This is a genomic window from Marinibaculum pumilum (genome assembly GCF_042646425.1).
Classification (GTDB): Bacteria; Pseudomonadota; Alphaproteobacteria; order Ferrovibrionales; family Ferrovibrionaceae; genus Marinibaculum; species Marinibaculum pumilum.
The window spans coordinates 377,484-399,510 of record NZ_JBHRTR010000031.1; the positions used below are offsets into that span (position 1 = coordinate 377,484).

The following is a 22,027-nucleotide window of genomic DNA, read 5'->3' on the forward strand; positions in this document are numbered from 1 at the left end:
GCCTGGCCCGGCTCGAGCCTGGGCTACAGCTGGCCGGGCCGCGCGCCCAGCAGTCGCAGCATGCGGTCGTCGTCATTGGCCGCGGCCCGGTCGACGGCGGAGCGTCCCTCCGAATCGCGCCGCCTGGCATCGGCGCCGGCCGCGAGCAGTCGTTCGGCGACCGCATACTTGCCGTTCCATGCCGCGCGGATCAGGGGCGTGGCGCCAAAGGCGTCGGTGATGTCGACATTGGCGCCGAAATCGAGAAGGTCGTCCGCGATCTGCGGATAGCCGTTGATCGCGGACCAGAGCAGGGCGCTGCGGTTGTCGGCATCGCGGAGGTCGGTCATCACGCCATGCTCCATCAGCAGGCGCACGATGCTGCGCCGGCCGCGCCAGGATGCACCGACCAGCGCGGTGCGACCGGAATCGTCCAGCGACTGCGGGTCGGCGCCCTCCTGCAGCAGCCGCTCCACCTCGGCATAGTCCTGCCGCTCGATCGCCTTTGCCAGGTTGCGGTCCAGTTCGTCCTGCCCGGGTTTCGTGTCCGGCCCGTGCATGGCCAGCCACTGGGCGAGGATGCGCTCCGCCTCGGCGCGGACCTCGGGCGAGAGTTCGACCGCATAGGCGGCGCCGGCCTTCTGCGCTGCCGTGCTGCCCCGCAACGCCGCGATCCGGTACCAGGCCAGGGCCTGGGCCGGATCCGCGGGCTGGCCATCGCCCAGCATCGCGATCTCCGCCATCCGCAGCTGCGCCGGGCGGAAACCGTCTTCCGCCAGATCCTTCATGATGGCCGCGGCCTGTTGCGGGGCGCGGGCCACTCCGTCCGCATTCAGCAGTGCGTTCGCCAGGTTATAGAGCGCGCTCGGCGTCCGGACCGTCCGGGCAATATGGTTCAGCCGCGCCGCGTTCAGCGCCGCCTGCAGACCCTGCGGCAGCGGTGCCGTCCGCGGTCCGTTGACCGGTGGCAGCGCCGGATTCGCCTCGCGCGCCGCCTCCAGGACCCGCTTCTGGTGCAGGGTGGGCTCCGGCGGTGGCCGGGAGGCGGCTTCCTGCGCCGTCCGCTCCGCCTCCTGGCGCCGCTGCTCGACCAGCCAGTCGAAGCTGTCCCGCATCACCCGCGCCCAGTCCGCCTCCTCCTTCGGCAGGCGCGCAAGGACCGGCTCCATGGCCGCGGCCACCGAGCCGGCCGTGTCCACGAAGGCCGCGTTCGCCGCCTTCAGGCGAGCCGCGCGCTGCGGATCGGGGACGGGGGGGCGGCCTTCCTGCCGCGCCTTCCGCAGTTCCGCCTGCTCGGCCTGCAGGGCCGCGACAAGGTCGGCGGCAGCGGCATCGAGGTTCCGCTGCCGCATCTCCAGAGCCCGCATTGCGACGCGGGCATCGGGCGAGGACAGGCTGCTCGGATCACCCTGCAACCGCCTGACCATGCGTTCGATGCGGTCGCCCAGCCAGGCCGCTGCAGTGGTCTGGGCCACGCCGCGCTGCAGGCCCGCCTCCTGGACACCGACCTGCTCGAATGCAGGACCGTCGGCGCTTGTCAGCACGGGTGCCGGCTGCAGGGTCGGCTGCGGTCCAGCGGGCGGTGCCGCGATTGCGCTATTACCGGCTGGCTCAGGCGCGACCGCCACCGTTGGGGCCGGGCCCGCATCCGGCTTGTCCGATTCTGCCGGGGAAGGGGAAGGCGGCGTGCCGCCTCCTGGCGGTTCGGCTGGCCGGTGCACCTCCAGGAGCGTGGCAAGCTGGCGGCGGCTGCTTTCGGCTGCCTGCGCGGCCTGTTCGGTGCGACCGCGTGCCGTCGCGATCGCATCGGCCTGCCGGATGATCGCCGCAGGGCTGGGGTCGCCGGCGATCTCCGCCGTCAGGGTCTCCGCTGCAGCGGCATTGGCCGCCGCGGCTTCGGCTGCCCGTCCGGCGCGCTCCGCGACCGCCCGGGCCTCGCCATCCACTTTCTCGACCTGGTCGCGTGCCCATTGGGCGGAGGAAGCCTCCATCATCTCCTTCAGGCGGGCTGCCAGCTGGCGCAGCAGGTCCTCCGACACGGCAGCGGCGCTCTGCGTCCGCGCCGCCGCCGCCCTGATCGCCTCGATGTCCTGCGCCGCGGCCGCGCGGCGTTGCGCCGCCAGTTCGTCCAGCCTGCCAGCGCGCCGCCGCTCCGCCTGACCGGGGTCCGGCGGCTCTGCCGCCTCGGCCGCAGCCGTTGGTGGCGCGGTGCGGATGTCGGCCGCGGGGGGCGGCCCTGCCGTGGCCGCCGGCCTTGCGGCGGGCTCGGGCCGCGATGCCGGCGGGGAAGCCTGGTCCTGCGGCGCCTGGATGCGGAGCGGCGGAGAGGCAGGTGGCCGGGCCGCTGCCTGCGCCGGAACGGCCTCGGGTGGTGCTGCCTGTGGGGCTGGTGCTCCAGAAACGTCAGGCCGGGGAACGTCTGGCCGGAAAGCATCAGGCCGGGAGGCTTGGGATCGGGCCGCTTCAGTCGGAGAAGCGTCTGCCTGCTCGGCAGCAGGCCGCTGGCCTGCGCTGCCCGGTCTTGCCGCGTCCGGCCGCTGAACCTCCGGCGGGGTTGCCGGCGATGCCTGCGCCGGGGCCGGCGGGGTGCGTTCGCCCGGCTTTGCAGGCGGCGAAATCCTGCCGCTCTGTGCCGCAGACGGGCTGGCTTCCGCTTCGGCGGCGCCTGCGGCCGACCTACCGCCGCCTTCGGGCCGGTCGGTGGTTTCCGAAACGGACTGGGCCAGCCGCCTCAGCGCCTGCGCGAGATCGGGCTGGGGGGTCGGCCGCGCCGCCTCCTGCGGCTTCGGTTCCGCGCGGGGCCGTTGCGGTTCCGGCGCCGGTGCGTCCTCGATCCGAACCTCGAACTGCGGCGGCTCCGGCGGCGGGTCGCTTGCGAAGGGCAAACCCAGCGCAAGGGCGACCGCGACAACCAAGCCACTGTGGATCGCGACCGACACCAGCGGGCCGCGCCACCGGCTGCGGCCCGTCATGCGCCAGTCGGGGACCACCCGCCTGCCGATCAGTCCATGTCGCTTTCCCTCGGACACCGCCCGTGCAGCCCTCAAGCCGGCTCCGCCAAGACACCAGGATACCCTCCGCCGCGCCTTCCGGCACGCCGCTTCAGGTCAGGCTTCAGCCGCCGGTGACGCTCATATGGCGATTGACGGAGGGCGTCTTCCGCCGCCGGTCGATGACGAAATCGTGACCCTTGGGCTTTCGGGCGATGGCCTCTTCCAGCGCCAGATCCAGGGCGGCATCGTCGGCACCGTCGCGCAGGACCGCACGAAGATCGGCGGCATCCTCCTGTCCCAGGCACATGTACAGGGTGCCGGTACAGGTCAGGCGGACCCGGTTGCAGCTTTCACAGAAATTGTGGGTCATCGGCGTGATGAAGCCCAGCCGGCGGCCGGTTTCCGCCACGGTCACGTAGCGGGCGGGCCCGCCGGTCTGATAATCGCTGTCGGTCAATGTCCAGCGGCGGGACAGGTCGGCCCGCAGCATCGACAGGGGCAGGTACTGGTCCACCCGCGCCACGCTGTCCAACTCGCCCATCGGCATGGTTTCGATGAAGACCAGGTCAAAGCCCTCTTCGCCGCACCAGGCGATCAGGCGGTCCGCTTCGTCGTCGTTGGTGCCCTTCAGCGCCACGGTGTTGATCTTTACCGCAAGGCCGGCCGCCTTGGCCGCGGCCAGGCCGTCCAGCACCTGTTCCAGCCGGCCCCAGCGGGTGATCCGGCGGAACTTCTCGGCATCAAGGGTATCGATGGAGACATTGATGCGCCGCACGCCGGCCCGGAACAGGTCGTCGGCATGGCGGGCGAGCTGGCTGCCGTTCGTCGTCACGGTCAGCTCCGACAGGCCCTGCCCGGGACCCTGGCCCAGGCGCCCGCCCAGGCTGTCGAACAGCGACATCACGCCGCGCCGGACCAGCGGCTCGCCGCCGGTGATCCGGATCTTCCGGACGCCGCGGCGGATGAACGCCGCGCAGAGCCGGTCGAGCTCCTCCAGGGTCAGCAGTTCCGCCTTCGGCAGGAAGGTCATGTTCTCTGCCATGCAGTACTGGCACCGGAAGTCGCAGCGGTCGGTCACGGAAACGCGCAGGTAGGTGATCGCCCGGCCAAAGGGGTCGACGAGCGGTTCCCGGCCGCCGGCCGCCCGGCTCGTTGCGTCGGGCACCGGTGCATCCTGCGGGGCAGGGGCAATATCGCTCTGGGCATGAAAGTTCATGACGGCCCGCTGCTGTCCTTTCGTGCCGGCAGCCGCCATCGGCGGGCGGACACGCATCCATGGCGCTGCCGGTCTTTCGCTATATCCACCTGACTATATAGGGTTGCGGGCGGTCGCGTCATCCGCCAATTGGCCGGGGGCCCGTCAGACGCGGTCCGCCGGTGGCGCCGCCACCGGCATCAGCACCACGAACTCCGCCCCGCCCTCGCCATTGCGGGCGGCGATCGAGCCGCCCATGTCGGACACCAGCGCCGCACAGATCGACAGGCCCAGCCCCGTGCCGCTGCCCGGTGGCTTGGTGGTGAAGAAGGGGTCGAAGATGCGGCCGAGATAGCGGTCGGGGATGCCGGGGCCGGTATCGCTCACCCGGATCTCGACGCATCCCGCGCCCTCAGTCACGCCGGGCAGGACCGTCACGGCCACCCGCACATCGCCAGCCACGCGCCCCTGCCGGCCGGCCGGCGTCGCCGGATCTTCGGCCGGCGGCAGGCCCGGCTCGCGGAGGATGGCGTCGCGCGCATTGATGAACAGGTTGACCAGCACCTGCTCCAGCCGCAGCGGCAGGCCGAAGGCGATGGCCGCTCCGTAGGGTAGGCTGATGAGGGAGCGGATGCCGCTGCGCCGGAAATCCCGTTCCATGAGGGCGAGCGCGGTGCGGACGCTGTCGCTGACGTCGAAGGACACGGGATCGATGCGTTCGATCCGGGCGAAATGGCGGAGATGTTCCAGGATGCGGGCCATGCGCTGCGACTGGCCGCTGATCAGGCCGAGCTGGCCGCGCAGGAAGCGGGGATCGGTCTCGCCGTCCTCGACCATCAGGATCGTGTTGTCGGCGGACATGCGGATCACGCTGAGCGGCTGCTCCAGCTCCTGTGCCAGTCCTGCCGCGATCTGGCCCAGGGTGGCAAGCTGGGAGCTGCCGGTCGTTGCGGCCGGGTCGGGCCGGCTCTCGCGCCCCTCCGACAGCAGCAGCAGGGCTTCCGGGCGGCCGCGGCGCAGGGCCCGCCCCTGGATCCTGAGCTGCAGGCTGCGGCCGTCCTTGCATGTCAGGCGGCAGAGGATCTGCCGCGGCGTCTCGCGCCGCGACAGACCCTGCAGCTGCATCGCCGCGGTCTCCGACAGCTGCTGCAGGGGCACGCCCGCCAGTTCGCCCGCCCGGTAGCCCAGCAGATCCTCGGCCGGGCGGTTCGCGAAATAGATGGCATAGCCGTCGTCGAGCGCCAGAACCGGGGTGGGCAGCGCGTCTAGGACATCGGCCAGATGGGTGCCGACCGGCAGGTCGTGACGGCCGCGCTCCGGCGCATCCGCACCTGCCTCGTCAATGCTGCGCGCAGCAGGCTCCTGGCCGCCAACAGCCAATATGCCCGTCCTTCCATGACCTCGCCCGCGCCCCTTCGGCGGGGAGGGGGAGTGTTGTCTGTGTCGCAGCCCGGCAGGCATGGTAGACGAAATCCATTCATTGTGTATCCCGGACCGCAGCGGCATCGCCGGCGATCCGGCGCAGCGGCGGCGTCCGGCCCCGCCGGAGGAAGCGGACATGGCGAAGAGCGAACTGGCCGAGGCGCGCAGCCACATGGCAGAGGGCCGCTGGCCCGAGGCGATCCGGGCGCTGACGGCAGCGGCCGGTGGCGAGGGACCGGACAGCCGCGAGGCGCTGCTTCTTCTGTCGCAGGTCTTCCGCCGGCTGGGGCGCCCGGAGCAGGCCGTCCAGGCACTGGAGATGATCCTGTCGCGCGATCCGTCGGACGCCGAGGCAAAGTTCCAGCTTGCCAACATCGCCTCCGAGATGGGCGCCGGGGACGGTGCCGAGCGCCTGTACCGGGAGCTCCTGCAGGCCGTGCCGGATTCCCTTCCTGTCCGGAACAACCTGGCCAACCTGCTGCGCGGCCTGCACCGTCCCGAGGAGGCACTTCAGGTCATGGATGCCGCCATGGGGCAGGGACGCGACAGCGCGGACGCCATGTCCACCTATGGCCTCTGCGCGATGGAGTGCGGCGACCTGGACGGTGCCAGGCAGGCGTTCGAGCGCGCCCTGCGCCTGGACCCGGGGCATGGCCAGGCCCGCGCCAACCTGGGCGAGCTGCTGCTGCTGACCGGAGAGATTGCGGCCGGGCTGGCGGAACTGGAGGCCGCCCGCCGCCAGCTCGACAGCCCGGCGCAGGTCGATGTGAACCTGGCCTATGCCCGCTTCCTGGAAGGCGAGTATCGCGCCGGATGGGAGGCGTTCGAGAGCCGCTTCGATGCCGCGGCGCCGACGGAGCGGCCGCCGCGGCCCTTCACGCAGCGGCGCTGGCGCGGCGAGAAGGTTGCCGGCGCCGTGCTGGTCTGGGGCGAGCAGGGGGTGGGCGACGAGATCGTCTTCGCCTCGATGATCCCGGATGCGATGCGGCGGGCGGAGCGGATCGTGCTGGAATGCGAGCCGCGGCTGGCACCGCTGTTTGCGCGCTCCTTCCCGGCGGTCGACGTGGTGCCGCGCAGCGACCCCCCGGCGCCGCGCCTGCAGGCGCCGGACATCGCCGCTCAGATCCCGCTAGCCTCCCTCGGCGGCATCTTCCGGAACCGGCGGGAGGACTTCCCCGCCGACACCGCCGGTACCGCGGCTGGCGCCTATCTGCATGCCGATCCGGACCTGCGGCGGGGCCTGCGCGCACGCTATCGGCAGTTGGGGGAGGGGCCCCTGGTGGGCCTGTCCTGGCGGTCGGTGAATGCCCGGGCGGGGCCGGCGAAGTCGATGGCGCTGACCGACCTCTCCGAGCTGCTGGCCGTGCGGCCGGCGACCTTCGTCAACCTGCAATACGGCGATGTCGAAACGGAGGTGGCGGACCTGCGGCAGCGCACCGGCATCCGGATCATCCAGGATTCCGCGGTCGACCAGATGCGCGACATGGATGCCTTCGCCGCCCAGGTGGCGGCGCTGGACCTGGTCATCACGGTCAGCAATACGGCGGCCCATGTCGCCGGCGCGCTCGGCCGGCCGACCTGGGCCATGGTGCCTGCCGGGCCGGGGCTTCGCTGGTACTGGGGCCGCAGCGGCGTCGCCTGCCCCTGGTATGGCAGCCTGCGCCTCTACCGCCAGCCGATGCCGGGACGCTGGCACGGCCTGCTGGCGGAAATGACGGCGGCCTTCCGGGACTGGCAGCCGCCGTCGGTGGACGATTAGACGGACGAACGGGAAGCGGCGAAGCGGAAGCTGTACAGCTCGGCCTTGTGCAGCCTGAACAGCAGCCGTACCGGCCGCCCTGGCGACACTTCCGGCGTGTCCGGGCCGGTCCAGGACAGGGCAAGGTCGGTGTCGTCGATGCCGCCCAGCACGGCGCTCTCCGCGATCACCCGGCTATCCTCGGCGTCCAGCAGCAGCGCCTGCAGGCTGCCGTGCGGCGCCCGGACGTTCATCCGGAGCCCGCCCACCGCATCCGGCAGGACGGCCGTGACCAGTTCGCCGGGCATGTAGCCGGCCGCGAGGCAGGCGAAGCCGTCCAGCCGGAGCCGGGCGCGGCCGATCGCATTTTCCCGGTAGCGGCCATCGTCATGCCGGACATTGACCCCGCCATAATAGATCCAGATGGCGTCCGGATCGGTGGCCGGGGCGACCACCGGGACGGAGGCCGGATAAATGCTGCCGGCATCCCAGCTGCCGGCGCCGCCGACCGGCAGGATGGTGCGCCGGTCGGCCGCCCGCTGCCAGTTGCCGTCGGTCCCCTCCGCGGCCAGTTCGACCTCTACCCGCTTGTCGTCGGGGCTGTTGCGATAGACCCAGAGCAGGCCGAGGCGGGTGCCGAAATAGTCGAACCCGCTCATGCCGTAGAATTCGGTGCCTTCCGGATCGCGCCAGTCGGGCCTGAGGATGACCTTCGCCGGCTCCCAGGTGCGGAAGTCGCTGCTCCGCGTCCGCCCGACGACCCGGAAATGCCGTTCCTCGCGCACGCCGATCTTGAAATATGCGGCATAGCGGCCGTCCTCCTGACGGCTCATGGCAGAGGCATCGACCTCCCCGCCGACGATCGGCTGCGGCTGACAGGCGCGCCAGGACAGGCCGTCGGGGGAGGTCGCGGTGAACAGGCCTTCGCCTGCCATCGGCTGCCAGCCCTGCTTGCGGGCCGGCAGGGGGAAGGGATCGCCATGGGCGGCAAGGTCGGCCTCCGACATGGCGTCCCAGTTCAGCAGCCTGTAGCGCGCCTCCGGCGCGGCCTGCGGGTCCAGCAGCACCGCCGGGCTCAGCAGCTGGCCACGGCCGCGGCAGGTCGCCACGATGTTGCTGGGCTCGCCGCGCGGCGTCGCCAGTCCGGTCGTCGGCTTGGTCCAGACCCGTCCGTCCGCGCTCTCGGCATAGCCGATCGCGCTGTCGAAGCGGGGATCGTCATACCGGCCGCGCGCATAGATCTGGTACCACATGCGATAACGACTTCCGGACGCTGTGCCGAGGCAGCCGTCAGGATCTTCCAGCACGGTACCAAAGCAATTGAGACCGCCTTCCCAGGGCTGGTCGGCGACGACAAGCGGGTTGGTCGGATCCTTTTCTGCGACCGGCACCTGCCGATACACGCCATGCGTCGAACTGATCCAGCGATCGTCGACGAACAGGTGCTTTCGTCCAGTGGCGCTCATGTCCGTCACGTCATCAGTTCCTGGGCAGTGGCAAATATCAGCAATTTGATCTTTATCACCGAGCATCTATTGCCGGATTCCGATCCCACGATAGGCGGGTCTTGCCGGGCAAAGTTTGCATTCCAGCCCCTTTCGGGTTCGCCGAAAGCGGTCATTCGGTTCTTCAAATAACTATAACATATTGAAAAATATAGAAAAAATGAGCGGCAGGTAAACTGGCAAGCCGCTTGCTGTTAGCCGGCCGGGAGCGTTCGGTCCGACCGGACGCATTCGATTGAAGTTGCCCATGTCGAAGGTGCGGCGGCGGCCGGCAACAGGTGGAAGAAGGGAATGTAACACATGGCCGATATCGCCCTTTCCGCGAGCATTCGGTCCAACCTGCTCTCGCTGCAGCGGACCGACAGTCTGGCCCAGCGGACCGAAACCCGTCTGGCGACGGGCCGCAAGGTCAACTCAGCCATTGATGATGCCGTCGCATTCTTCGCCGCCAAGGCGTTGTCTGACCGTGCGTCCGATTTCAACGACCGCAAGGATGCCATCGGGCAGGCGGTCTCGACCCTGCAGGCCGCCAACGATGCGGTCGACGCGGTCGACAGCACCCTGCGGCAGCTGAAGGGTCTGCTGCAGAGCGCGAAGACCGCCTCGACGACCGAGCGGAATGCGCTGCAGAGCCAGTTCAACACCCTCGCCGAGCAGATGAACCAGCTGTTCAACGACTCTGCCTATCAGGGTCTGAACCTGCTGAACTCCTCGACCTCGGTCCTGCGGGTGGACTTCTCGACCAGCTCCAACGCCCAGCTGAGCGTGCAGGGCAAGAACCTGCTGGTTTCCTCGACCACCAGCGGTGCGCTGTTCACCTCGATCGGCGCGACGGCTGCCGGCTCCCTGGCCTGCAACATCATCGCCTTCTCGGCGGCGAGTTCGGTCTCTTTCGCTTCTGCGTCGGTCAGCAACTTCGACCGGGGCATCTCCAGGATCGACGACGCGATCACGACCCTGCGTTCGACGGCGGCGCAGCTCGGCTCGAACGTCACCTTCCTGAACACCCGCCTCGATTTCTCGGTCAAGTACATCAACACCCTGGAGACGGGGTCCGACAAGCTCACCCTGGCGGACATCAACGAAGAAGGCGCCAACCTGGTGGCCCTGCAGACCCGGCAGCAGCTGGCCCTGCAGGCATTGTCCTTCGCCGGCCAGAACGAGCGGGCCGTCCTTTCCCTCTTCGGCTGATCGGCCGAAGCGCTTCTTCCACCCCGGCCCGGCCGGCGTCCCCGGGGCGCAGGCCGGGCCTGGCGGTGGCGCCGCCGGGCGTCATGTGCCGGCCTTGCCCGCCGCGAGCGGGTTTTTTTCTTTCGTCCAGCCGTCCTCCCGCTTGGCAAGCGGCGCCCGACGTCCGTCCGGGCGGACTGGCGGGCTGGCCGTCCTCCGGATGCGGTCCCGGCTGCTGCTCCTCGGTGTCGCGCCGGCATGCCCCGATATGGGCGGCACCGGTCCTTTCGTGCGCCGCCTGCCGGCACAGCCGGCTTGCATCGGGTCCGTGTCGTCCCGGTTTGCCTCCTCAAGGCGGCTCCTTATGTCACCTATCCCCGGCGCATTGTTCTCCAGGATGTCTTTTCCCCGGCCGGGACGCGTCGGTCCTGCCGCTGGCGCGGGACACGACGGCAAATTCTGCCGTCCGCTGCAGGCAGCTTCTGCAGCCCCGGCAGAAAATGCAGCGCGCGCCCGGCAAAACCTGCCGATGGATCCCGCGCCGGGTGGGAAAATCCTGCCGGACCGTGCCGGTCGCCTGGCATGGATTGCCAGCTAGGCAGGTTTGTCCGGATGGTTTTTCGCGGATTTCTGCAGATTCCAGCCCCTCGGCCTGTGCGGGAAAAAACGAGCCGGCAGGTCCTGCCGGTTCTGGCACGCTCTGTGCTAGGATGTGCCTGCCCGGAAAATCCGGGGGATCGAGCAGGCGAAACAAGCCCGCCGGTCCGGTGCACATACAACAGTTCCAGAAAGGAGCTGACCAATGGCTGAAATAGCCCTTAGTTCGTCCATCCGGACGAATCTGCTGTCCCTGCAGCGCACGGATTCCCTGGCGCAGCGGACCGAGACCCGCCTGGCAACCGGCCGGAAGGTCAATTCCGCCATCGACGATGCGGTGGCGTTCTTCCAGGCGAAGGCGCTGAGCGACCGCGCCAGCGACATTTCCGACCGCAAGTCCGAGATCAACCAGGCCATTTCCAGCCTGCAGGCGGCGAATGACGGCGTGGAAGCCGTCGACAGCACCCTGCGGCAGCTGAAGGGCATTCTGCAGAGCGCCAAGACCGCCTCGACCACCGAGCAGCAGGCGCTGCAGACGCAGTTCAACACCCTGTCCGAGCAGCTGAACCAGATCCTGAACGACAGTTCGTACCAGGGCCTGAACCTGCTGAATTCCTCGACGGCGAAGCTGACCGTCCAGTTCTCCGACAGCTCGAACGCCAAGCTCGACGTCCAGGGCAAGAACCTGCTGGTCTCCTCGACCACCAGCGGCGCGCTGTTCACCTCCATCGGGGCGACGGCAGCCGGCTCCCTGGCCTGCAACATCATCGCCTTCTCGGCGGCGAGTTCCGTCGCCTTCACCAGCGCCAGCGTGTCGAACTTCGACCGCGGGATTGCCCGCATCGACGATGCGATCACGCGACTGCGCTCGACGGCGGCCGACCTGGGTTCGAACGTCACCTTCCTGAACACCCGCCTGGATTTCTCCCAGTCCTATGTCGACACCCTGGAGACGGGGTCCGACAAGCTGACCCTGGCGGACATCAACGAGGAAGGCGCCAACCTGGTGGCGCTGCAGACCCGGCAGCAGCTGGCCCTGCAGGCGCTGTCCTTCGCCGGCCAGAACGAGCGGGCCGTCCTCTCGCTCTTCGGTTAAGGGCAGGCGGCGCACCGCATCCCCGTACATAGTCCGATTTGAGTAGCGCAGGTCGCCAAAGGCGACCTGCGCCCGGAGACCACGCAGGACGCGGCAAGCGGCCTGCGAACGACCCCGCGCATCCAGAATGGGCCGGCGCGGTTCCAGAAAGGAACGTTACATGGCTGAGATCGCCCTTAGTTCGTCCATCCGTACGAACCTCCTGTCCCTGCAGCGCACCGATGCCCTGGCGCAGCGGACCGAGACCCGCCTGGCCACCGGCCGCAAGGTCAATTCCGCCATCGACGATGCGGTGGCGTTCTTCCAGGCGAAGGCGCTGAGCGACCGCGCCAGCGACATTTCCGACCGCAAGTCCGAGATCAACCAGGCCATTTCCAGCCTGCAGGCGGCGAATGACGGCGTGGAAGCCGTCGACAGCACCCTGCGGCAGCTGAAGGGCATTCTGCAGAGCGCCAAGACCGCCTCGACCACCGAGCAGCAGGCGCTGCAGACCCAGTTCAACACCCTGTCCGAGCAGCTGAACCAGATCCTGAACGACTCGTCGTACCAGGGCCTGAACCTGCTGAATTCGTCGACGGCGAAGCTGACCGTGCAGTTCTCGGACAGCTCGAACGCGAAGCTGGACGTGCAGGGCAAGAACCTGCTGGTCTCCTCGACCACCAGCGGCGCGCTGTTCACGTCCATCGGCGCCACGGCGGCGGGGTCGCTCGCCTGCAACGTCATCGCCTTCTCGGCGGCCAGTTCGGTGGCCTTCACCAGCGCCAGCGTGTCGAACTTCGACCGCGGGATTGCCCGCATCGACGATGCGATCACGCGACTGCGCTCGACGGCGGCCGACCTGGGTTCGAACGTCACCTTCCTGAACACCCGCCTGGATTTCTCCCAGTCCTATGTCGACACCCTGGAGACCGGGTCCGACAAGCTGACCCTGGCGGATATCAACGAGGAAGGCGCCAATCTTGTCGCCCTGCAGACCCGGCAGCAGCTGGCCCTGCAGGCCTTGTCCTTCGCCGGTCAGAATGAGCGGGCCGTTCTCTCGCTGTTCTAATCCGGCAAGGCCTGAGCGGGGCCGCCGCCATCGCAGACCGGGCAGGCGAAGCCTGACCCGGCGACGGGGGAGTCCGCCAGGTTCACCGAAGAGGTCCGAATGTCCTCAGTTTACCAAGGTTCCAGAAAGGGACTCCGATTATGGCTGAAATAGCCCTCAGTTCGTCCATCCGGACGAACCTGCTCTCGCTGCAGCGAACAGATGCGCTCGCTCAGCGGACGGAGACGCGCCTGGCCACCGGCCAGAAGGTCAACTCCGCCATCGACGATGCCGTGTCGTTCTTCATGGCAAAGGCATTGAGCGACCGCGCCAGCGACATCTCCGACCGGAAGTCGGAGATCAATCAGGCGATCTCCAGCCTGCAGGCTGCCAATGACGGCGTGGAGGCGGTCGACGCCACCCTGCGTCAGCTCAAGGGTATCCTGCAGAGCGCCAAGACCGCTTCGACCACCGAGCAGACGGCTCTTCAGACACAGTTCAACACGCTGTCTGAGCAGCTCAATCAGATCCTGAACGACTCGTCGTACCAGGGCCTGAACCTGCTGAACTCCTCGACGGCCAAGCTGACCGTGCAGTTCTCGGATAGCTCGAACGCCAAGCTCGACGTTCAGGGCAAGAACCTGCAGGTCTCCTCGACCACCAGCGGCGCGTTGTTCACCTCGATCGGGGCCACCGCGGCGGGATCTCTCGCCTGCAACATCATCGCCTTCTCGGCGGCGAGTTCGGTGGCTTTCACCAGTGCCAGCGTGTCGAACTTCGACAAGGGGATCGCCCGCCTCGACGATGCGATCACGACCCTCCGGTCGACGGCCGCCGACCTGGGTTCGAACGTCACCTTCCTGAACACCCGCCTGGATTTCTCGGAATCCTATGTCCAGACCCTCGAAGCGGGTGCGGACAAGCTGACCCTGGCGGACATCAACGAGGAAGGTGCCAACCTGGTTGCCCTGCAGACCCGGCAGCAACTGGCCCTGCAGGCATTGTCCTTCGCCGGCCAGAACGAGCGGGCCGTTCTCTCGCTCTTCTAGTAGGCAAAATTTACCTAGCGCAGAAGGTGGCTAGGTAAATTCTACCCAGTGGCCCGAAGGGCCGCGTCATCGAGCTTCAGAAAGGAGCTGACCCATGGCTGAAATAGCCCTCAGTTCGTCCATCCGGACGAACCTGCTGTCCCTGCAGCGGACGGACTCGCTCGCTCAGCGGACGGAGACCCGCCTGGCCACCGGCCAGCGGGTCAACAGCGCCATCGACGATGCCGTCTCCTTCTTCCAGGCGAAGTCGCTGACCGACCGGGCCAGCGACATCTCCGATAGGAAGTCGGAGATCAACCAGGCGATCTCCAGCCTGCAGGCTGCCAATGACGGCGTGGAGGCGGTCGACGCCACCCTGCGCCAGCTCAAGGGTATCCTGCAGAGCGCCAAGACCGCCTCGACGACCGAGCAGACGGCGCTGCAGACGCAGTTCAACACGCTGTCGGAACAGCTGAACCAGATCCTGAACGACTCGTCGTACCAGGGCCTGAACCTGCTGAACTCCTCCACGGCCAAGCTGACCGTGCAGTTCTCGGATAGCTCGAACGCCAAGCTCGACGTTCAGGGCAAGAACCTGCAGGTCTCCTCGACCACCAGCGGCGCGTTGTTCACCTCGATCGGGGCCACCGCGGCGGGATCTCTCGCCTGCAACATCATCGCCTTCTCGGCGGCGAGTTCGGTGGCTTTCACCAGTGCCAGCGTGTCGAACTTCGACAAGGGGATTGCCCGCCTCGACGATGCGATCACGACCCTGCGGTCGACGGCCGCGGACCTGGGCTCGAACGTCACCTTCCTGAATACCCGTCTGGACTTCTCCCAGGCCTATGTCGACACCCTGGAGACGGGCGCCGACAAGCTGACCCTGGCGGATATCAACGAGGAAGGTGCCAACCTGGTTGCCTTGCAGACCCGGCAGCAGCTGGCCCTGCAGGCACTGTCCTTTGCCGGCCAGAACGAGCGGGCCGTTCTTTCGCTCTTCTAGGTAGGCAAAGTTTACCTGGCACAAAAAGTGCATAGGTAAATTTGTCCTGGTGGCCCGAATGGCCACCGTTCATGAGGTTCCAGAAAGGAGCTGATCCATGGCTGAAATAGCCCTCAGTTCGTCCATCCGGACGAACCTGCTGTCCCTGCAGCGAACGGACTCGCTCGCTCAGCGGACGGAGACCCGCCTGGCCACAGGCCAGCGGGTCAACAGCGCCATCGACGACGCTGTCTCCTTCTTCCAGGCGAAGTCGCTGACCGACCGGGCCAGCGACATCTCCGATAGGAAGTCGGAGATCAACCAGGCGATCTCCAGCCTGCAGGCTGCCAATGACGGCGTGGAGGCGGTCGACGCCACCCTGCGCCAGCTCAAAGGTATCCTGCAGAGCGCCAAGACCGCCTCGACCACCGAGCAGACGGCTCTTCAGACGCAGTTCAACACCCTGTCTGAGCAGCTGAACCAGATCCTGAACGACTCGTCGTACCAGGGCCTGAACCTGCTCAATTCGTCGACGGCCAAGCTGACCGTGCAGTTCTCGGACTCCTCGAACGCCAAGCTCGACGTTCAGGGCAAGAACCTGCAGGTCTCTTCGACCACCAGCGGCGCGTTGTTCACCTCGATCGGTGCGACAGCGGCAGGCTCGCTCGCCTGCAACATCATCGCCTTCTCGGCGGCGAGTTCGGTGGCTTTCACCAGTGCCAGCGTGTCGAACTTCGACAAGGGGATTGCCCGCCTCGACGAGGCGATCACGACCCTGCGGTCGACGGCCGCCGATCTGGGTTCGAACGTCACCTTCCTCAACACCCGCCTGGACTTCTCTCAGTCCTATGTCGACACCCTGGAGACGGGCGCCGACAAGCTGACCCTGGCGGACATCAACGAGGAAGGCGCCAACCTGGTGGCCCTGCAGACCCGGCAGCAGCTGGCCCTGCAGGCGCTGTCCTTCGCCGGCCAGAACGAGCGGGCCGTTCTCTCGCTCTTCCGGTAAGGCCGGTAGTATCAGTCCTGAGTAGGATAGAAGGTCTGTCTATCTAGTACTTTTGGGCTTGAGAAGTCAGACCAAGGTCTTCTCAAGTTCCGCCCGCGGCGCGCTCCAGAGGAATTTGCCAGATTGGCAAGCATCGGCAACGATGTCCTTTGGGCCGGTTCTGCACCCGTCCGGTTTCCGCGTCGCGGGCTTTTTTTTCCGGGAGTCAGGTGTCCTCCCGCACATATTCAGAGGCGTGCGCATGGGGGCGATCGGGCCGGCACACCGGCCCGGCGCCCCCCTTGCCTGGCCGCCAATCCCTTCCGACGTTCAATCGTGAGCCTTCAGGCACGGCTTCATCGGTCCCGGTTCTGCGGGGCCGGTTCTGCGGTCGTGGCAGCGCAGGGCGGCAAATGCTGCCGGCAGAAATTGCCGGGCCTGGCCAGGATCGCCTGGCGGCAATCGAGGCGGCGCGATCTGAGTTCTTTAAGATATTGAATTATTTGAGTTATTCTTGGCCGGGCGATGGCCGCCTGGTGTGGCACGAGACGTGCTACCAGCGATCGGTGGGCGGCTCTGGCGCCGGACGGCCTGCTGGTTGTCTGTCTGTGCCGATGTTACCCTACGGAAGCGGGTCGGCGGCGCCTTGTGGCTGCCGCGACTGCTAGAGTGATGACATTCGGCCAGGCGGATGGTCCGCCGGCCGGGAAGGTCGCCACGGAACGGTTTCATAGGGCGCAGAAGGCGTCCGGAGAGGAGGTAGAATGCCGCTGAAGATCAATCTGAAACCGAACGAAAAAATCATCATCAACGGTTGCGTCCTGGAATCCGTCGGTGCGTCGGCGAATCTCGTCGTGCACAACGAAGCGCTGTTAATGCGCGAGAAAGACATCATGACGGAGACTGAGGCTGCGACACCGGCACGGCGGATCTACTACGCGATCCAATGCGCCTACTTGTTCGAAGCGAACCGGGACCGCTATCTGGCGCAGTTCGATGAGCTGACGTCGCAGTTCGAAGAGGCGGTGCCCAGCGCGCGCCAGCTGACCGGGGAGTTCCGGCAGTCGGTAGCCGAGGGGCGGTTCTACAAGGCGTTGCGTCAGGCGCGCGAGCTCATCGATCGGGAGCAGGAGATCCTCGATGGCATACATGAACGCGGCATATCCACGGACGGGCTATTCAAGAATCCCGCAGGAGGGGAATCCGCGTCGGACAGAAGGCTGGGCCCTGATGGAGGCGGCAAGACGCCTGCGCGAGGCCAAAAGCAAAGACAAGCGCGAGCTGTCTGAAGCCGTCCGTCTGAACTGGCGCCTATGGACCATCTTCCAATCCAGCATGCTGGAGCCGGACTGCCCCTGGCCGGTGGATCTGCGCGGCAATATCCTGTCGCTGGCGGATTTCATCGACAAGCGGTCGGTGGCGCTGCTGTCCAAGCCGGATCCCGACGGGGTCGAGGTGCTGGTCAACATCAACCTGCAGATCGGCGGCGGTCTGCTGGCCGAACCCCCGCAGTCTCATGACACCCAGTCCCAGGCCCCAGTACCCGGTCGCGTCAACCAGGTTCTCTGATCCCGCAAGCATACAGGATCTGATCCCGGCCGCGCGCGCCCTGGCGCGTGGCGAAACCGACACGGCACTCACCGCGCTGGAGGTCCTGGCGACCCAGCGGCCCGATCACCCGCCGACCCTGCTGCTGCTGGGGCTGCTGGCCTGGCGCAGCGACGATCTCGCCGATGCCATCGCCCTTGTCCGGCGCGCCCACGATGCGGAGCCGGAGAACGGCTCCTATGCGGAGGTGCTGGCCTCGCTCTATGCCCTGGCCGGCGACCTCAACGAAAGCCTGTTCCTGGGGAAGCTGGCCACCGGGATGGGGCTGGACGCCACCCTGCAGGACCTGGTTCCGCCGGACTTTCCGACCTTCGGCCAGGCCTTCCTCGCGATCGAGGAGCGGCCGCTGGCGACCGCCGCCCGCAATGCGGCGGCCCGCGACCGGCCGGAACAGGCGATCCGCTACCTGCGCGACCATCTGAAGCTGTTCCCGCGCGACCTGGAGGCGCAGGGCGACCTGGTGCGCCTGCTCCTGACCGAGGAGCGCTTCGGCGAGGCGGCGGCGGCGGCCGAAGGGCTGGCCGGCCGGCGCGATGCCGCGGCCCTGAGCCTGATCGCCCAGGCGCGCTGCGCCGCAGGCGAGCATGCGATTGCCGCGGGCACCCATGACGGGGCGGTCATGGTGCCCGGTCTCGACCCGCTGGCAGCCTGCCAGGTGGCGGCGCACCGGCTGTCCGACCTGTGGTGGTGCGAACCCGATACCGCTGCCCTGGCCCGGGCCTGCGGCGACTGGGTTGCGGCCTACTGCCCGCCGCCGGTGGCGGCGCGGCGGCGGCCGTCGGCCGAAAGGCTGACGATCGGCTTCCTGGTCGCCGGCGAGGTGCGGCCCGACATCCGAAGCGCCGTCGCCCAGATCTGCCGCGCCTTCAACCGCCAGACCGTGCGCCCGATCGCCTTCGGCTACGGACCCGCAACGCATCCCCGGAACAGTGTCTATCGCGGTGCCTTCGAGCTGTGGCGCGACGTGCGCCAGGTCGACGGCGCGACGATGGCCCGGATCTTCAGCGGCGAGGGGCTGGACGTCGTCATCGACACGGCCGGCTTCGGCTGTGTCGACGGGGTCCTGGCGGTGGCGCAGAGCGATGCGCCGCTGCGGCTGCTGTGGCCGCAGCTGCCGGTCGCGCCCGACGGGCGCCCCTATGATGCGCGCCTGGCGGCCGGGGAGGCCGATGTACCTGGCGGCAGCATGACGGGCGGGGCGGCGGGCCTGTCGGTCCTCACCTTCGGCCTGAGCGACGTCCCGGCCTCCCGGCAGGCCGCCATGCCCGGCGTGGCGGACGGGCAGGGGGGCGATCCGCAAAGCGATCCGGGCCCCGGCCTGGTCTTCGGCTGCGACATGCGGCCGGGCCAGGCGACGCGCGAGATGCTGTCGATGCTCGCCGCGATCGCCATGGCGGTGCCCGATGCGACGATCGCGATCCGTGACAACGGCTTCTCCGAACCGGCGCTGACCGAGCGGCTGCTGCAGGGCTTCGGCGACGCCGCGGCCGCGGTCACCCTGGTGAAGACGGACAGCGCCGATGATTTCTGTCGCTACCTGGATGTCGCGGTGGCGCCGACCCTGCCGGCCAGCGCGCAGCCGGTCGTGGCGGCCCTTGTGGCAGGCTGCCCCGTGCTGACGGTCGCCCCCGAAGGGCCGGAAGCCGGCCTGCGCGACGGCAGCTATGCGGCGCTGCTGACGGCGATGGGGCTCGGCGCGCTGGTCTGCGACGGGCCCGCCCAGCTGATCCGGCGGGCCGCCGAACTTGCCCTGGATCGCGACGGCTTCGTCCAGCTGCGCGACGGTCTGCGCGCCCGGGACCGGCGCCGCGACCTGTCCGCCTCGGTCCTGGCGGACCGGCTGGAGCAGGCGATCCGCGGCCGTCTGACCGCCTCCGGCGGCGACGCGGCGGCGACGCAGAGGGGAGTGGCGCATGGCTGATCGCGCGCGGTCCCTGGCGGCGATCCGCCAGCGCTTCCCGGTCCTGGCCGACAAGCTGGCGGAGCCGATCGCCAATCTGGTGCCGATCCTGGACGGGGAGACGCTGATCGACGTCTCGCTGGACGGCAAGCGCTTCTACGGCGCCGACGGGCGGGAGAGCACGCGGCGCCAGCTCGATGCCTATCTGGCTTCGCCGCACCGCTTCGCGCTCGGTTCGCCGGATTCCATGGGCCTTTCAAGCCCGCTCTCGAAGCGGATGACCCGCCACATGCTGGCGCTGACCCGTGCCAACCAGGCGGAGGAGGTGCCGGTCTACCCGCTGCGGGGCAAGACATTTCTGTTCGTCTACGGCGTCGGGCTGGGCCATGGCCTGGAGCGGCTGGTGGCGGAAACTGAGGCCAGTTTCGTCCTGTTCATCGAGCCGATGGTCCAGGTGCTGGCCCATTCGCTGGAGGTGGTGGACTGGGAGGCGCTGCTGGACAGTGTCGAGACGCGCGGCGGGGTTGTCGATTTCGTCACCCTGGACGATCCGAAGGCGATCCAGTCCATGGTGGAGATCTTCGTGGAGCGGAACGGCCCGGGTTTCCTCGACGGCAGCTTCATCTTCCAGCATCACGGCCTGTGGTCGCTGAACGAAGCGAAGAAGCTGCTGCAGGAGAAGATCCACGAGATGTTCCTGGCGATCGGCTATTTCGAGGACGAAATGGTCATGATCCGGAACACCGCGGGCAACTTCATCGGCCGCAGCGGCGGGCTGATCGACGGCCAGCCGCGGGTGGAGCGGCCCGAACCGGTGTTCATCGTGGGCTCCGGCCCGTCCCTGGACGAGGCGGTGCCGGTGGTGCGCGAACTGCGCGACCGGGCGATCGTGGTGAGCTGCGGTACCGCCCTGTCCGTGCTGCTGCGCCAGGGCATCACCCCTGACTATCATGTGGAGCTGGAGAACGTCCCCGTCGTGTTCGACCTGATGCGGCGGATCGGCAGCGAATTCGACCTGTCGCAGGTGCATTTCATCGGCTCCACCTCGTGCGATCCGCGGATTGCGGACCTGTTCGGCAAGGCGGATTTCTTCCTGCGGGATGCGATTTCCTCGTCGAAGGTGTTCCGGGGGCGGCTGAAGGAGCTGTTCGGCGTCGCGCCGACCTGCGTGAATTCGGGGCTGTCCTGCTTCTCGATCCTGGGCTTCCGGACCTTCTACCTGTTCGGCGTCGATTGCGGGAAGCGGGTCGACAAGCGCCACCATGCGAAGGGCTCGATCTATTTCGACCTGGGCATGGGCGACGACCGCTTCCGCTACCCGTTGAAGGTGCGCGCCAATTTCGGCGGCGATGCCCAGACCAGCTGGGCGCTGGACCTGTCGCGCATGATGCTGACCCAGGTGATCAAGAACCGGGTCATCACGGTGTTCAACTGCAGCGACGGCGCCATCGTCGAAGAGACGATCCCGCGGCTGCCGACCTCGGTGCGTCTGCACAACCCGCCGCTGGACCGCCCCGCGCTGCTGGCGGAGATCCAGCGCCGGATGGCGCCCTACACCGGCGACGACCTGATCCGGGCGGCGAACCTGCCGGGCTTCCTGGGCGATTGCCGGGACCTGACGGACGGGGTGTCGCAGATCCTGCGCGACTGCGCGGATGCCGATGAGCCGTTCTCGGAGTCCTTCGCCCGGATGCATATCCTGCTGATGAAGGCGCAGGCCCTGCACCAGGGCGCCTTCGCCACGATGGGCGGCAGCATCCGGGCCCTGGCGCGGGTGGGGATGTATTTCGGCAGCCGCGCCAGCGATCCGGCGACCAGCCGGGCGATCTACACTCTGTACCGGGAAGAGGCCGACCGCATCATGCGCCACATGATGCGGGAGATGCGCTTCGTCATCCAGGAGATCGGCTTGACGGTCGACGATGTCCTTACCGATGCCGACGAAGCCGTCGCATTAACAGGAAGTTAGGCTTTTTCGTTAAAATTTCCCGTTTCAGTTTTGTCTTAAATTGTAGTTGACCGGACGCACCCCCGGTGCCATCATGGTATTGCCTCTAGAAAAGGAGGGCAGTGCAATGGTGGTATCAGCTCTTGATAGCGCCCGCACGACGCCCCCATCCAGTTTTCCGCCGAAGGCGGAAGGGCTAGAGACCTCCGCTGTCGCTCCGGCATCGGACGGTAGTCAGCAGAATGCGCGTTACTTCAGCCCGTTCATCCAGTTCGACCACGAACTGGGGCTTGCGATCATCCAGTATCGCGATGCCGAAACGGGCGCGGTGATCCGCCAGGTGCCGTCGAAGCAAGCTGTCGACGAGTACCGGGCCAGATCGTCCGGACTCTCCCTGTCCGGATCCGAGACTTCGGACCGCACGCCAGGCGGCTCGCCGGGAAGCTCCGCTTCCAGCGAGGACTCCGCTTCGGGCGCCAGCAACGGACCCAACGGGTCCGCGCCGGCGATCGGGACTGCTGCCACCGGCTCGAACCAGACGATATCGGCGGATACGCCCACGGGTGGTGGCAAAGGCGAGAGATCCGTTCTCGCTTGAGCGGGCCGCGGCGATCGGATCGCCGCACACGACCAGGACGGGCCGGCGGGTGCAGCCGGTGCCGTTCCCTCGCAGAAAATGATGGCAAGACGCCAAAGAGCGTCTACCGGGGTCCGCCCCTTCGTCGCATCGATCGCTGCCTGATCGCAGCTGTTCCGATGTCGCCGGGGTGACGGGACGAATCCGGCCGGGTCATGCAGGCGCGCCGTGGGCGGGCGGCTGGCCGACAGGCGAGGTGCGTCCGGCGGGTCCC

16 protein-coding genes are annotated in these 22,027 nt (G+C 67.9%); 12 read left to right on the plus strand and 4 right to left on the minus strand.

Going from position 1 to position 22,027, the window contains the following annotated elements:
- Positions 1-23 precede the first annotated feature (23 nt).
- The 3 genes from ACFOGJ_RS19235 to ACFOGJ_RS19245 all read right to left on the minus strand — a co-directional run bounded on the left by ACFOGJ_RS19235 (position 24) and on the right by ACFOGJ_RS19245 (position 5,547).
- Positions 24-2,018 carry an ankyrin repeat domain-containing protein gene (locus ACFOGJ_RS19235; protein WP_379903532.1) on the minus strand — a complete coding sequence of 665 codons (1,995 nt, stop codon included), beginning with the start codon at positions 2,016-2,018 and terminating at the stop codon, positions 24-26.
- Positions 2,019-3,093: 1,075 nt separating this feature from the next.
- Positions 3,094-4,137 (minus strand): GTP 3',8-cyclase MoaA, encoded by a 1,044-nt coding sequence (gene moaA, locus ACFOGJ_RS19240; RefSeq protein WP_379903534.1) that lies wholly within the window; start codon positions 4,135-4,137, stop codon positions 3,094-3,096.
- A gap of 195 nt (positions 4,138-4,332) precedes the next feature.
- Positions 4,333-5,547 (minus strand): ATP-binding protein, encoded by a 1,215-nt coding sequence (locus ACFOGJ_RS19245; protein ID WP_379903536.1) that lies wholly within the window; start codon positions 5,545-5,547, stop codon positions 4,333-4,335.
- A 178-nt stretch (positions 5,548-5,725) separates the two neighbouring features.
- Between ACFOGJ_RS19245 and ACFOGJ_RS19250 the strand changes: the two genes are divergently transcribed.
- Entirely contained in the window at positions 5,726-7,348 is a 1,623-nt protein-coding gene (locus ACFOGJ_RS19250; RefSeq protein ID WP_379903538.1) for a tetratricopeptide repeat protein, read from the plus strand.
- Here ACFOGJ_RS19250 and ACFOGJ_RS19255 read toward each other — a convergent pair.
- Positions 7,345-8,580 carry a hypothetical protein gene (locus ACFOGJ_RS19255; protein WP_379903540.1) on the minus strand — a complete coding sequence of 412 codons (1,236 nt, stop codon included), beginning with the start codon at positions 8,578-8,580 and terminating at the stop codon, positions 7,345-7,347. The genes ACFOGJ_RS19250 and ACFOGJ_RS19255 overlap by 4 nt on opposite strands.
- Before the next feature lie 552 nt (positions 8,581-9,132).
- On the opposite strand from ACFOGJ_RS19255, the gene ACFOGJ_RS19260 reads away from it, so the two are divergent.
- From ACFOGJ_RS19260 to ACFOGJ_RS19310, 11 genes are all read left to right on the plus strand, one after another.
- On the plus strand, positions 9,133-10,023 hold the full coding sequence (locus tag ACFOGJ_RS19260; protein WP_379903542.1) for a flagellin N-terminal helical domain-containing protein: 891 nt from the start codon (positions 9,133-9,135) through the stop codon (positions 10,021-10,023).
- Positions 10,024-10,804: 781 nt separating this feature from the next.
- Positions 10,805-11,695, plus strand: a complete 891-nt coding sequence (locus ACFOGJ_RS19265) for a flagellin (RefSeq protein ID WP_379903544.1) — start codon at positions 10,805-10,807, stop codon at positions 11,693-11,695.
- Positions 11,696-11,855: 160 nt separating this feature from the next.
- Positions 11,856-12,743 carry a flagellin N-terminal helical domain-containing protein gene (locus ACFOGJ_RS19270; protein WP_379903546.1) on the plus strand — a complete coding sequence of 296 codons (888 nt, stop codon included), beginning with the start codon at positions 11,856-11,858 and terminating at the stop codon, positions 12,741-12,743.
- Positions 12,744-12,883: 140 nt separating this feature from the next.
- The gene (locus ACFOGJ_RS19275) at positions 12,884-13,771 is read left to right on the plus strand and encodes a flagellin N-terminal helical domain-containing protein (RefSeq protein WP_379903548.1); all 888 of its coding nucleotides are present in this window, start codon (positions 12,884-12,886) and stop codon (positions 13,769-13,771) included.
- Positions 13,772-13,865: 94 nt separating this feature from the next.
- Positions 13,866-14,753, plus strand: a complete 888-nt coding sequence (locus ACFOGJ_RS19280) for a flagellin N-terminal helical domain-containing protein (protein ID WP_379903550.1) — start codon at positions 13,866-13,868, stop codon at positions 14,751-14,753.
- Positions 14,754-14,850: 97 nt separating this feature from the next.
- Positions 14,851-15,741, plus strand: coding sequence for a flagellin N-terminal helical domain-containing protein (locus ACFOGJ_RS19285; RefSeq protein ID WP_379903552.1), 891 nt, complete (start codon positions 14,851-14,853; stop codon positions 15,739-15,741).
- A gap of 743 nt (positions 15,742-16,484) precedes the next feature.
- On the plus strand, positions 16,485-17,009 hold the full coding sequence (locus ACFOGJ_RS19290) for a flagellar biosynthesis repressor FlbT (protein WP_379903554.1): 525 nt from the start codon (positions 16,485-16,487) through the stop codon (positions 17,007-17,009).
- Positions 16,951-17,289, plus strand: a complete 339-nt coding sequence (locus tag ACFOGJ_RS19295) for a flagellar biosynthesis regulator FlaF (protein WP_379903556.1) — start codon at positions 16,951-16,953, stop codon at positions 17,287-17,289. The genes ACFOGJ_RS19290 and ACFOGJ_RS19295 overlap by 59 nt, the downstream gene beginning before the upstream one ends.
- Complete coding sequence (locus ACFOGJ_RS19300) at positions 17,237-19,249, plus strand: hypothetical protein (RefSeq protein WP_379903558.1); 2,013 nt, start codon at positions 17,237-17,239, stop codon at positions 19,247-19,249. Before ACFOGJ_RS19295 ends, ACFOGJ_RS19300 begins: the two co-directional genes overlap by 53 nt.
- Positions 19,242-21,197: a motility associated factor glycosyltransferase family protein gene (locus ACFOGJ_RS19305; RefSeq protein WP_379903560.1), complete on the plus strand. Its 1,956-nt coding sequence runs from the start codon at positions 19,242-19,244 to the stop codon at positions 21,195-21,197. The genes ACFOGJ_RS19300 and ACFOGJ_RS19305 overlap by 8 nt, the downstream gene beginning before the upstream one ends.
- A gap of 106 nt (positions 21,198-21,303) precedes the next feature.
- Positions 21,304-21,774, plus strand: coding sequence for a hypothetical protein (locus tag ACFOGJ_RS19310; RefSeq protein WP_379903562.1), 471 nt, complete (start codon positions 21,304-21,306; stop codon positions 21,772-21,774).
- Positions 21,775-22,027: the final 253 nt, after the last annotated feature.